Consider the following 11,943-nt stretch of genomic DNA (forward strand, 5'->3'; position numbering starts at 1 on the left):
AATCCTATAGAACAGATGTGGGCATGGGTTAAACGTAAGCGTAAAGAATGGTTGATCGACTCAGTCGATGAGTTATTTCAAGTTTTTTTCGAATCCTGTATGAATAATAAAGTAGTTTGACTATATCCAGATGTCCATTCATTCAAATATTTCTACACAGCCTCCTACCGCTATTCTGGTTTTAGGTAGCGGGATTTCAAATGGACAGCCGTCACCCAGCTTAAAAAGCCGTCTGGATACTGTAGCAAAATATGCAGCACACTACCCAGATGCTTTAATAATTATGACAGGTGGACGTAATTATCGGGAAAGGCAAAGTGAAGCTGAAGTCATGCAGCACTATATCAACACCACCTATCCAGAACTCATCAACCCCATTCAACTTGAAGATCGAAGCAGAAGTACTGCTCAAAACATGATGTATTCTCAAGTGGTATTGGAACAATACAATATAAGTCAAAATGATCCGATTGCGATTGCAACCAGTGATTTTCATAGCCCCCGTGCTCGTGCCATTGCCAGACATCAAGGTTATCAGCGAGTGATTAGTTTGAGTGCCAACACTCCTCTTTATCTGCGCTATAACTCCTGGTTAAGAGAATATTTTGCCTTTTTGAGTGGTTGGCTGCTCAATGAATATTCACTATTTAAATAAGTGACTTAAACACTAAGTTAATTTAAACGGATATGCCTTGGCGAAGGGATCGCTGGATTTTTGAATAGTTCAGGTTTCTGTACATAGACCTGATACAGGTAATTTTTAAGATCCAGCAAAAGTTTTTCAGGCGCAACCAGAATATTCTGTCCTTCTGGTGTTAAATCCAGTGACACGATAGTACTTTCCTGACGTAAGAAAGGAATGACCTTTTCAACAAAATCTTTGAGGGTAATTTCCTGAATCTGGTAATTGGCCCAGTTATCTTTAATGAGTAGTCTGGCCAGACCTTTGCTTTGCCAGGTCGCGAAAGCACGCTGTCCTGTCGGCGTGGCACACAAAGCCCAACCCTCTTGGTAAAGTGCAAAAATGCCACCTTGGGTAACAATAGCTTCAATAAAATTTTTATAAACTTGTAGCGGATCGTAGGCGGTATTTTGCGATTTGATCGCTGCCTTGCGCTGATATGGATTTCTCATAGTCTGAAATCTTCAAATTATTATAGACTTCGAATTCTATGAAATATTCAGGATTTAGGCAAGAAAGATATGGTGGGCGCTGACGGGATCGAACCGCCGACATTCTGCTTGTAAGGCAGACGCTCTACCAACTGAGCTAAGCGCCCTGAAGAGTAAAAAATAACATCGTTATTTTTTATGATGCAAGACAAGCGAAGCGCGTAGTCTTGAATTTTGATTCGCATTTTCCACATCAGGGAATGAAAAATGGCGCAGCGGACGGGACTCGAACCCGCGACCCCCGGCGTGACAGGCCGGTATTCTAACCAACTGAACTACCGCTGCATCGCGTATATCTTTAGAAGATATGGTGGGCGCTGACGGGATCGAACCGCCGACATTCTGCTTGTAAGGCAGACGCTCTACCAACTGAGCTAAGCGCCCTTAAAGGGTCAAACTGTTTGATTCTTAGGATGGCGCAGCGGACGGGACTCGAACCCGCGACCCCCGGCGTGACAGGCCGGTATTCTAACCAACTGAACTACCGCTGCATCACAAAAAATCTGGTGGGCGCTGACGGGATCGAACCGCCGACATTCTGCTTGTAAGGCAGACGCTCTACCAACTGAGCTAAGCGCCCTCAAAAGGTCTATCATGTAAATGGCGCAGCGGACGGGACTCGAACCCGCGACCCCCGGCGTGACAGGCCGGTATTCTAACCAACTGAACTACCGCTGCACTTACACAATGTCGCTATTGTGGCAAACGATTCATCAAGAACTTAAAGTGGCGCAGCGGACGGGACTCGAACCCGCGACCCCCGGCGTGACAGGCCGGTATTCTAACCAACTGAACTACCGCTGCATTATAAGTGTCTCAACTTTGAAAGAAGCTTGGTGGGCGCTGACGGGATCGAACCGCCGACATTCTGCTTGTAAGGCAGACGCTCTACCAACTGAGCTAAGCGCCCTTTCAAATCGACTTCATCGCTTGATGAGGTGCATTATAGAGAATCTTCACAGACTGTCAAACGCTTTTCTGACTGTTTTCTGCTTTTTCGGTGTGAGTGATTAAAAAATAGGTTGATTGTTAAAAAAAACAACACTTTTTGTTTATTTTTTAAGTCTCTACCGATTTTTTAAGAATACTCTCTAAAACTAAAAGCTGGATTTTTACGGTTTTACTTAGGAAAATTGAGATCAGAACATGTAACAGACTTCAGTATTGCTGAAAGATTATACAAAGCCTAACTCATCGCAACGTTGTGATCCTGTAATCTTTATTTTAAGAGCTTGCAGCCCTCTAAAAACAAATCGATGACTTTTATTGGCGGGCTATAAATCATGTTTCTAAGTCTATTTGTCTATAAAAGTAGAGTACATAGATGATCGATGACCTCATCTACTTTCCCTTATTTAAATAGAAGATATTTCAATTAATTTTAAATCAACCATAAATCTTCTTAGGTCATTTAAACAGTCAGATTCAGAGGCTATTCTGAAATATAGACCAGCGCATCTTCGCTCACCAGTTCAAACAGCTCGGCCACATCCGTATTCCGCATGCGGATACAACCATGGGACATTGGAATACCCATCGGCTCAGAATCAGGCGTACCATGAATATAGATATAACGTTGGTAAGTATCACAACCTTCGCCCTGGTTAAAGCCTTCTTCAAGCCCACTTAGCCATAAGATCCGGCTAAGAATCCAGTCTCGCTGCGGGAACTGCTGTGCCAGTTCTGCATTATAAATTTCACCAGTTGCTTGACGGGCAATAAACACACTGTTTAATGGTGCTTGCTGGCCAAACTTTTCAGCGACTCTATGCCAGCCACGAGGTGTCTTGCCACTATTTTCTGCTTCACCAATACCATTCTTACCCGTAGAAATCAGGTACCGCTTATCATATTTTGGCAAATATAGTTTTTGTTGGGCGAGATCAATCAGGATTTCTGCCTGATCCAGCTGCAAATGGCTCATGACTTCTCTTTCTCTGTCTTGATGATTTCTAGTTCTACTTTCTTTGTGGCCATGTGTTCTGGATGGATTATGTCTTGAACCGGTTCAGGCCGACGCCATAACCAGATCGCCACAATCAGCATGGTCACATCCGTAAAGATTTTGACTGCCAACGGTGCTGTCGTAAACAACATGATAATACCACTGATGAACATCATGATACTGGCCAGCCATTTGGCCTTGCGCGGCACAGTGCCGTTGGCACGCCAGGCTCTTAAAGTGGGACCATATTTTGGATGATTTAGCAGCCATGCATCCATCTGTGGCCAGCCTTTGGATGCCGCCCAAGCTGCCAGAATTAAAAATACTGTAGTTGGCATGCCGGGCAAGATTGCACCGATAAAGCCCAGTACGACAAACAGTACCACCAGGCTTCGCCAAAACAATATTTTCATAAATCGGTCCTACCCACAAAATTAGGGGTAGTATAAAGTGTTTTTAAAATCTGTCCGTTGTATTTGTGCACTTTTCACAGGATGTGCTATGCCCTTTTCCAGTCTAAATCATCATCTTGTAGAAGCATGGCAATATTATCAGCATCCTTTGGTGCGGCAACTGGCCTTTGCTGTTGGCAGCCCCAACCTTCTGTCTCAAATTCCAGCCGAACTTGAAGTCGTCCATGCTTTCGAATTACATGATTCTGAGACTTGGCAACATCACCTGCAAAATTATCATCCACGTCTGAAATATTTAGACCAGCATCCAGAAGAGCTGGAGCAATTCGTGCAGCAGCTTAAAAGCACCCGGTTGGGTCTACGTTTTGAAATGCTGGTCTGGTTCTGGCTGCTAGATGATGCTTATCACCCTTATAAACTTTTAGGCCATAGCATTCAGAAAATTGACGGTGCTAAAACGCTAGGTGAACTGGATTTTCTGTTACTCAATACAAAGACAGGCCAGACTGAACACTGGGAAGTGGCGCTGAAATACTACCTCGCAGAAGCCGATTTTAGCCTGCCAAACTGGTATGGCCTAAACCGTACCGATACTTTAATCCGTAAAATGAAGCATTTTACCCAGAAACAGTTTCAGTTTGATGAGGCTCTGGATCAGCAGATTGAGCAGCGTTTCTGCATGTTAAAAGGCCAGCTTTATCTTCCAGTGCATCGTGCAGATCAGACATTACCTGACTGGGTCAATACCCAACGTCGCATAGGCTTATGGGGCCAGCAGATTCCCGACCCAGCGGCTAATTTCTATCGTTTGCAGCGTCATGAGTGGATTTATCCTAATGCTCAGATCAGTAGTTCAAGTCCCTATTGGTGGACAAATGGACTTTATAAAAAAGCTGATCAAGAGGATTTTTATATGTATCGCAGCCCGCTTCTACTACCCTTTCCTGCGCATAAACCCTTTTAAAACATTACATTTATTAACCGAAGCACTATGAAAACCACATATTTTTTATGTCGTATATTTTCTAATCTTAGTTCCACATCATAATAATTTTATTATCGATAATACGGAGATGATGATGAAAAAAATTCTTGCTGCTTCATTGGTAATGGCTTTTGTTTTAACTGGCTGTAACACTGTCAAAGGTGTGGGTAAAGACGTTTCTAAAGCAGGCGAAGCTGTAACAGGCACTGCAGAAAAAACTTCTGAAGAAATCCGTCAAAACTAAACTCTTTCTAGCTTCTCCACAAACCCTATCTCAGATAGGGTTTTTTTATGTGGAACATTCACATTACAGGCCATATTCGCCTATCATAGAGTCGACAAATTTATCGACTTATGAATTCACTATATGACATCTTCCGCGACTCTTGATTTAAGCCTGCAATTATTACGTCAGCCTTCTGTGACCCCTATTGATCATGACTGCCAGAACATCATGGCAGAACGTTTGAAAAAGGTGGGTTTCGATATTGAATCAATGCGTTTTGAAGATGTTGATAATATTTGGGCGCGTAAAGGTACTGAAGGCCCGGTTTTCTGTTTTGCTGGCCATACCGATGTTGTACCGACCGGCAACCTGGATGCTTGGAACTCTGACCCATTTGCGCCAGAAATTCGTGATGGCAAGCTTTATGGCCGTGGTAGCGCCGACATGAAAACGGCTTTGGCTGCGATGGTTGTAGCCACTGAACGTTTTGTCGAAAAATATCCGAATCATAAAGGCTCAATTGCCTATCTGATCACTTCAGATGAAGAAGGTCCATCAATCAATGGTACAGTAAAAGTGATTGAAACTCTGGAAGCCCGTAATGAGAAAATTACTTGGTGTCTGGTAGGTGAACCATCAAGTACCAACAAACTGGGGGATATTGTCAAAAATGGTCGTCGCGGTTCGTTGAATGCCAACCTGACTGTCAAAGGCAAACAAGGTCATGTGGCTTATCCCCACTTAGCAGTGAATCCAATCCATACAGCGTCTAAAGCCATTGCCGAACTGTGCGAAACAGTCTGGGATAATGGCAATGAATACTTCCCTGCGACGTCTTTCCAGATTTCAAATATCAATGCCGGTACTGGTGCAACCAACGTTGTTCCGGGCACCATGAATCTGCTGTGCAACTGGCGTTATTCAACTGAAGTGACTGCTGAAGAACTAAAAGCACGTATGCTGGAAATTCTGGACCGTCATGGTGTGGATTATGAGATTTCATGGACTTTATCTGGACTGCCATTCCTGACACCAGTAGGTGAGCTGGTGAATGCCGCTAAAGATGCCATTTTAACGGTGACTGGTACTGAAACTGAATTATCAACTTCAGGCGGCACCTCAGATGGTCGCTTTATTGCGCCTACCGGTGCACAGGTGCTGGAACTCGGTGTACTGAATGCCACGATCCATCAGATTAATGAGCATGTCGATATTGCAGATCTTGAACCACTGGCTGAAATTTATGAGCAGATTCTGGTGAACCTGTTAGCCAATTAATCACCAGATGTAAAAAAAGGAACTCTTATGAGTTCCTTTTTTTATACATTCAAAAGAATTATAGACCGATTGAAGACTGGATATGGCCCATTTGCGGGATGTGAAATAACTGATCCCCCATACGCACATACTGGAATACTGCTGGGTCAGTCACTTGCTGATCGGCATCAACCACTTCAGAAATACGCAGACGAATGGTTTTCGGCATTTCATTGCACATCAGGGCAAAACGCTGATGCACCTCATCTCCTTCAATCACCAGCGCCACACCACTTTTACGTGTTGGATCATTAACTGCATAAACCGGTAATTGCGCATCATGCCATTCAACCACTTTAACCTGGGTATCACTATCCAGCGCAGACAGGACAATATTTTGTGGTAACAGCATTGGATCTTTGCCGTAACAGTCAATGATATAAGCATCAATAAATCCGGTAGATACCGTAATTAAATGCTGAAGTTCCTGCTGGCTAATCTGATCAGCCATTTTGGCATTAGTCGTATTCTGACTCATTTATGACCCCTGTTTTTCAGCAATTAACTGTTGAATATTCGCCAGTAATTCAGCTTCCTGGAACGGTTTACCCATGTAGTGGGTTACGCCCAGACTGAAAGCACGTTCACGGTGTTTTTCACCAGTACGTGAAGTAATCATGATGATTGGCAGATCGCGGTGAATATCGTGGTGACGGACCAGGTTCGTGACCTCGAAACCATCCATACGTGGCATTTCAATATCCAGCAACATCAGATCCGGACGGACATTTTCAAGCTGCTCAATCGCATCCACACCATCTTTGGCGGTGACTATATCATAGCCCTGACGCTCAAGCAGACGCGAGGTCACCTTACGAACAGTCACCGAGTCATCCACGATCATTACCAGACGGCGAGCATTGCCAGAACGTGAACCATCACGTTGATCCTGCATGTGTTTGACACGCTGCGTACCATGGATCTGACGGGCAATATTCTGACCATCTAGAATCAGACAGACCTGACCATCACCAAGAATCGTCGCACCGGTCACTACACCAATATTGGCGAACTGGTGGCCAATTGGTTTCACCACGATCTGTGCACGTGAACCGACAAGTTGATCGACTAACAAGGCAATGGTTTGACCACTGTTGCCTTTAATCAGTAATACTGGCAGTGAATGCGCCACATTATTCAGACGTGGAATTGGCTGATTCGATACGAACTCAGACAGGTAACGCAATTTGTAATTAACGCCATCAATCTTGAAGAAATCGTCTTTACTGTTGAAGTAAGTTTCCAGAGTAGATGGTGCAATACGTACAATACGGTCGATTTGCGCCAGAGAAACGGCGTATTGCTGATCGCCCACTTTTACCATCAAGGCATCGCTGACCGCTACAGTCGTCGGTACGCGAATGGTGAAGGTTGTACCTTTGCCGACTTCAGAGCTGACAGATACGTGACCGCCCAGCGACTTGATCTCGCTTTGTACTACATCCAGACCCACACCACGACCAGAAATCTGGGTTACAGATTTAGCGGTACTAAAGCCCGGGTGAAAAATGAATTGCAATAGCTCTTCCGAATCCAGTGTCTGATCTTCTTTGATCAGGCCTTGACTAAGTGCTTTCTCACGAATCTTCTCAGCATCAATACCTTTACCATCATCACTAAATGAGACGATGACATCTGTACCCTGACGGCTGATATTCAACAGGATTGAACCGACTTCTGGTTTGTTCAAGGCAATACGGTCTGCTGTATCTTCCAGACCATGGTCAATCGCATTACGCAGCATATGTTCGAATGGCGTTACCAGACGCTCCAGAATATTACGGTCTAATTCACCTTCACTATTCTGAACAATCAGTTCGGCCGGACGGTTCAAGGTCGTAGACGTCTGACGTACGATACGTTGTAAACGTGGCAACATCCGATCAAACGGTACCAGACGGGTACGCATCAGGCTTTCCTGAATCTCGGCCTGAATCCGTGATTGTTGTAATAACAAACCTTCAGTTTCACGAATCTTGTCAGATAGAGTGCTCTTGAAGTCAACCAAGTCCGAAGCAGATTCCGCAAGCGACTTGGACAACTGGTTCAGTGACGAATATTGGTCCATTTCCAGCGGGTCAAAGTCTGCATAACGCGAGTTGTCTGAACCGTGTTTGGCAATAATTTGAGATTCCAGCTCGCCTTCCATTCGGCGCAACTGATCCGCCAGACGCTTGATTGCCAGTTCCATCTCGTTCAGGGTATTGCCAAGTTGGCCTAAGTCCATCTCGATACGCGAACGGTTAATCGCATTCTCACCTGACAGGTCAATCATCTTCTCAACCAGATCAGCAGAGATACGGATCATCTCGTGGCTGGTATCGGTATTACCGGTATCGACCCACTCACCCATCATACGTGGTGGCTCAGTACCATCACCTTCGACAAACTCGAAGCTATTTTCAGTGACCAGCGTTTCTGTTTTAGCCAGACGTTCCGGCAGCTGCGCAGTAACATCCACATAAGCAATCTTTTTCAGACTGCTTTGGATCTGTTCAAAATTGATATAGTCACGCTGGAAGATCGCTTGTCTTAACCAGGCCAGTGTTTTTTGCAGCAAGCCATCATAAGCATTCGAGTTAAAGTGATATACCGCAAATTGTTCGAATGTGGTTTCCAGTTCATACGCAATGCTGGCCACCTGTTTGTTTTCAACCATGCGCGCACCACCCTTGATACTGTGGGCAGCACGTTGTAATTGAAGCAATAAGCTACGGTCACTACGCTGATCAAACCATTGGTTCAGCAGTTTTTCTGTATTGTCGAGAATCTCTTCTGATTCTTCCAGGAATGTTTCTTCAACAATTGACTTCAGTTCATCTTCTTCAGAGCGCTCTTCTGCTACAATTTCAACTGGCTCAGTCAAAGTTTCTGTTTCAGTCAGCTCAACTTGTTCATCTTCTAAGTTTAGAGCTGGTTCTAGATCTGAACTTGTATCTTCTAATGCAATCTCTTCCGATGCTTCATCCGCTGTTTGTTCGGAATCAGCACTAGCTTCTGCATATTCAAACTCGACAACAGGAATCGATGTTTCTACCGGAGCTGCAACAGCTTGACCAGCCACCAATGCCTGAATATTTTGCAGAATCGAAATTGCTTCAACAGCCGGATAATCGATACCTTCATCACGGATCGACTGGATACGGTCAGAAACGTTATCTTGCACCAGACGAATGATTTGAATCAGCGCTGGAGTAACAGCGATCTGCTGACGGATGATTCGCTCATAAATACTTTCTAGTTCGTGCGAAATCGAACCGATATGAGAAGCGGTAATCATGTTTGCACCACCTTTTAAGGTGTGCAAGTGACGCATCAGGTTATTCAGTGAAGTCGTATCATCCTGCTTTTTACTCCAGGTATTCAGATCTTCATCAATACCTACCAGTAATTCATCCGCTTCTTCCAGGAAGATATTCAGTAGATCCTCATCGAAATCACGCTGAGTTTCTGCGCTGTCGATGTACTGGCGGTCAGAGGCAATACGCTGGCTTAAAGCAGCAAAGTCAATGCTGGCTGTGGTTGCAGCTTCAGGAATAGAAATTTCTTCTGATACTTGTTCAGCAGGGACATTGTCTTCGGCAAAGATTTCCAGATCCTGCTGTACGAATGCAGCCAGTTCGCTTAAGGTTTTTTGCGTATCATCATTTAAAATGACACGCTGGCCTGCTGCTAATGTATCGAATAAATGAATAAATTCCTGATGTGCCTGGGCAAACAGCTCATAGGCATAATCGCTGTTCAGCAGTACCGGTTTTTCTAGTAAGGCATCATAGGCAGATTTTAAATCTGTCGTAAACTCATGAATACCCAGTGCGGCACGGTTATCTGTATGTGCAAGCAGCTCGGCAGCCTGCTCGCTTAAAGCCTGAATATATTCTGGATAATCGACTTTAGCGCGTTTATCGAATTCAAACTCGGCATCCAGTAACAGGTCAATCTCCAGTTCAACCAGCTTGGTCACCAGACCTTGGGTTTCAACTGTTTCCGTTTCAGTGGCTGCGAAGCCATAATCATTCCAGACACGCTCAAAAGTCGCATACACTGCTGCCAGTTTGCTGCTATCACCCTGACGTAATAAATGCAGATAGTCGCTGACAAATTCAGCATACTGAATTAATACAGCAGTTTCTTTTGAAGTGGAGGCAATTTCATCCTGAAGCAGTGTTTTAAACAGATGTTCTACTTTAGAGCTGGCCTCGAAGATTTCTTCGATCTGTGCCATGGACGAACTGCCGCGCAAAGTATGAATAGCACGAATCAATGCATTATAATCCTGCACTTTTTCATTTTCGCTGCGCAAGAACTTGGCAATTGTTTCGAGATGCTCTTCGGCTTCCTCGATAAAGATTGCTACGGTTTCTTCTACATCACTGCGTACAGCATCTTCAGTTTCGGCTTTTTCAAGCTCAAATTCTGTTGTGCTTATTTCTATTGCTGCAATTATATCTTGATCTTCAGCCGAATCACCTAGCTCAAGACCTGTGATCTGGCCTTCGGCAGTCAGACTGTCTGCCAGTTGCAAGAGTTCTTCTAAAGCCGGTTCAGGTGTCATTTGTTGTTGTAATTGCTGACCTAAAAGCACGACTGGACGCAGGTCAACATCGAGTTCCTGCACCTGTTTGAATTTTGGATATAAAGTAAACTGGTAAATATTCAGTACAGCTTTGGCATATTGTTGAATCGCAGACGTTAACTGGATTGAACCTGAAAGTACCCGGTTTAAGGTATCTTCCACTGCCCAAGCAATTTCACCCGCAGATTTAGCCCCCACCATACGGCCTGAACCTTTCAGGGTATGAAAATGGCGGCGAATGGTTTTCAGGTTTTCCTGATGAGCCGGATCACTCAACCATTCTGGAAATAAAGCATTTAACTCAACGAAAATCTCTTCGATTTCCTCGACAAAAATTTCAAGAATTTCTGCATCTTGATCAAGATAACTGTCTTCAGGAAGCGTTGTCGTTTCAACTAAATTTTTTAATATTTCTTTCATAGCTAATGCTTCTTACGTTGTGCCGCCAAGAAGGGCGCTCAAACTTAATTGTGACCGTCACGCGAGACCTAACCTTATGTAGTCAAGTCCATCTTGTCGAGGCTTTATCTGTATTTCTGAATGTGCCTCAACCTAGGTTAAGGCACACTCCCCTCATACTTTCTGACTTTATTCTGGTAGTTTAAAGTCAGATACAGATTCACGTAATGCATCGGCCATGTTCGCCAATTCAGATACCGAACGTGCTGTATCGAAGGTTGCACTCGTAGTTTGTGAAGTAATTTCCTGTACGACATTCATCGTGGTCGCAATATGACCCGCAGATGCAGACTGAAGTTTCGCAGCATCGGAAATGTTCGCAATCAGTTTTGCCAGGTTATTCGATACCGTTTGAATCTCATCCAGTGCCACACCAGCGTCTTTAGACAGGTTCGCACCACGTACAACTTCGGCTGTGGTTTGTTCCATTGAAATTACGGCTTCGTTGGTATCCGTTTGAATGGTTTTTACCAAGCCTTCAATCTGTTTAGTTGCAGATGCAGAACGTTCCGCAAGACGCTGGACCTCATCCGCTACCACGGCGAAACCACGACCAGCTTCACCCGCCATCGACGCCTGAATCGCTGCGTTCAATGCCAGGATGTTGGTTTGGTCGGCAATATCGTTAATCAGGGCTACGATGTTACCAATTTCTTGTGAAGATTCACCTAGACGTTTAATACGTTTAGATGTTTCCTGGATCTGTTCACGAATCGTATCCATATAGCCAAATACTTAAAAATATAGAACAATAGAAACATGGGATATTCAAAAGATTTTAAAGACAAAGTCATAGAAATTATGACTAGAGATAAAATGTCTGTGCGAAAAGCAGCACAGCATTTTAAC

The 11,943-nt window shown here is 44.2% G+C and carries 8 protein-coding genes, 8 tRNA genes and 2 pseudogenes; 4 read left to right on the forward strand and 14 right to left on the reverse strand.

Annotation, left to right across the window (positions count from 1 at the left end; all coding sequences use genetic code 11):
• Positions 1-115: 115 nt before the first annotated feature.
• Positions 116-655 (forward strand): annotated as a pseudogene (locus ACEWB7_RS15975) (YdcF family protein); the annotation flags it as partial.
• A 17-nt stretch (positions 656-672) separates the two neighbouring features.
• On the opposite strand, the gene ACEWB7_RS15980 reads toward ACEWB7_RS15975, so the two are convergent.
• The 11 genes from ACEWB7_RS15980 to ACEWB7_RS16030 form a co-directional block, all read right to left on the reverse strand.
• Positions 673-1,134, reverse strand: coding sequence for a DUF2750 domain-containing protein (locus ACEWB7_RS15980; RefSeq protein WP_005236987.1), 462 nt, complete (start codon positions 1,132-1,134; stop codon positions 673-675).
• A gap of 70 nt (positions 1,135-1,204) precedes the next feature.
• Positions 1,205-1,280, reverse strand: a tRNA-Val gene (locus tag ACEWB7_RS15985).
• 101 nt (positions 1,281-1,381) lie between these two features.
• Positions 1,382-1,458 (reverse strand) — tRNA-Asp (locus ACEWB7_RS15990).
• Between the two features lie 23 nt (positions 1,459-1,481).
• Positions 1,482-1,557, reverse strand: a tRNA-Val gene (locus ACEWB7_RS15995).
• A 30-nt stretch (positions 1,558-1,587) separates the two neighbouring features.
• Positions 1,588-1,664: transfer RNA gene (locus tag ACEWB7_RS16000), tRNA-Asp, on the reverse strand.
• A 13-nt stretch (positions 1,665-1,677) separates the two neighbouring features.
• Positions 1,678-1,753 (reverse strand) — tRNA-Val (locus ACEWB7_RS16005).
• 21 nt (positions 1,754-1,774) lie between these two features.
• A tRNA-Asp gene (locus ACEWB7_RS16010) sits at positions 1,775-1,851 on the reverse strand.
• 49 nt (positions 1,852-1,900) lie between these two features.
• A tRNA-Asp gene (locus ACEWB7_RS16015) sits at positions 1,901-1,977 on the reverse strand.
• A gap of 30 nt (positions 1,978-2,007) precedes the next feature.
• Positions 2,008-2,083, reverse strand: a tRNA-Val gene (locus ACEWB7_RS16020).
• 522 nt (positions 2,084-2,605) lie between these two features.
• A complete protein-coding gene (gene elsL, locus ACEWB7_RS16025; protein WP_411580961.1) occupies positions 2,606-3,097 on the reverse strand; it encodes a cell wall-recycling L,D-carboxypeptidase ElsL in 492 nt (163 codons plus the stop codon).
• Complete coding sequence (locus ACEWB7_RS16030; RefSeq protein ID WP_005236989.1) at positions 3,094-3,531, reverse strand: YbaN family protein; 438 nt, start codon at positions 3,529-3,531, stop codon at positions 3,094-3,096. Before ACEWB7_RS16030 ends, elsL begins: the two co-directional genes overlap by 4 nt.
• Before the next feature lie 88 nt (positions 3,532-3,619).
• On the opposite strand from ACEWB7_RS16030, the gene ACEWB7_RS16035 reads away from it, so the two are divergent.
• From ACEWB7_RS16035 to dapE, 3 genes are all read left to right on the forward strand, one after another.
• The gene (locus ACEWB7_RS16035; protein WP_411580962.1) at positions 3,620-4,495 is read left to right on the forward strand and encodes a DUF1853 family protein; all 876 of its coding nucleotides are present in this window, start codon (positions 3,620-3,622) and stop codon (positions 4,493-4,495) included.
• Positions 4,496-4,610: 115 nt separating this feature from the next.
• Positions 4,611-4,760 (forward strand): entericidin A/B family lipoprotein, encoded by a 150-nt coding sequence (locus ACEWB7_RS16040; protein ID WP_004784975.1) that lies wholly within the window; start codon positions 4,611-4,613, stop codon positions 4,758-4,760.
• Positions 4,761-4,883: 123 nt separating this feature from the next.
• Positions 4,884-6,020 (forward strand): succinyl-diaminopimelate desuccinylase, encoded by a 1,137-nt coding sequence (dapE, locus tag ACEWB7_RS16045; protein WP_125278259.1) that lies wholly within the window; start codon positions 4,884-4,886, stop codon positions 6,018-6,020.
• 58 nt (positions 6,021-6,078) lie between these two features.
• On the opposite strand, the gene ACEWB7_RS16050 is transcribed toward dapE, so the two are convergent.
• The 3 genes and pseudogenes from ACEWB7_RS16050 to ACEWB7_RS16060 form a co-directional block, all read right to left on the reverse strand.
• Complete coding sequence (locus tag ACEWB7_RS16050; protein WP_125278260.1) at positions 6,079-6,537, reverse strand: hypothetical protein; 459 nt, start codon at positions 6,535-6,537, stop codon at positions 6,079-6,081.
• On the reverse strand, positions 6,538-11,055 hold the full coding sequence (locus ACEWB7_RS16055) for an Hpt domain-containing protein (protein ID WP_411580963.1): 4,518 nt from the start codon (positions 11,053-11,055) through the stop codon (positions 6,538-6,540).
• Positions 11,056-11,223: 168 nt separating this feature from the next.
• A pseudogene (locus tag ACEWB7_RS16060) lies at positions 11,224-11,817 on the reverse strand (methyl-accepting chemotaxis protein); the annotation flags it as partial.
• Positions 11,818-11,943 lie beyond the last annotated feature (126 nt).

Source organism: Acinetobacter sp. NIOH-H-8 (assembly GCF_046635365.1).
Taxonomy (GTDB): Bacteria; Pseudomonadota; Gammaproteobacteria; order Pseudomonadales; family Moraxellaceae; genus Acinetobacter.

What these genes read in the sequence shown, in the direction of transcription:
- ACEWB7_RS15980 (WP_005236987.1), bottom strand. Translation starts at nt 1,134, where the DNA reads ATGAGAAATCCATATCAGCGCAAGGCAGCGATCAAATCGCAAAATACC.
- elsL (WP_411580961.1), bottom strand. Translation starts at nt 3,097, where the DNA reads ATGAGCCATTTGCAGCTGGATCAGGCAGAAATCCTGATTGATCTCGCC.
- ACEWB7_RS16030 (WP_005236989.1), bottom strand. Translation starts at nt 3,531, where the DNA reads ATGAAAATATTGTTTTGGCGAAGCCTGGTGGTACTGTTTGTCGTACTG.
- ACEWB7_RS16035 (WP_411580962.1), top strand. Translation starts at nt 3,620, where the DNA reads ATGCCCTTTTCCAGTCTAAATCATCATCTTGTAGAAGCATGGCAATAT.
- ACEWB7_RS16040 (WP_004784975.1), top strand. Translation starts at nt 4,611, where the DNA reads ATGAAAAAAATTCTTGCTGCTTCATTGGTAATGGCTTTTGTTTTAACT.
- dapE (WP_125278259.1), top strand. Translation starts at nt 4,884, where the DNA reads ATGACATCTTCCGCGACTCTTGATTTAAGCCTGCAATTATTACGTCAG.
- ACEWB7_RS16050 (WP_125278260.1), bottom strand. Translation starts at nt 6,537, where the DNA reads ATGAGTCAGAATACGACTAATGCCAAAATGGCTGATCAGATTAGCCAG.
- ACEWB7_RS16055 (WP_411580963.1), bottom strand. Translation starts at nt 11,055, where the DNA reads ATGAAAGAAATATTAAAAAATTTAGTTGAAACGACAACGCTTCCTGAA.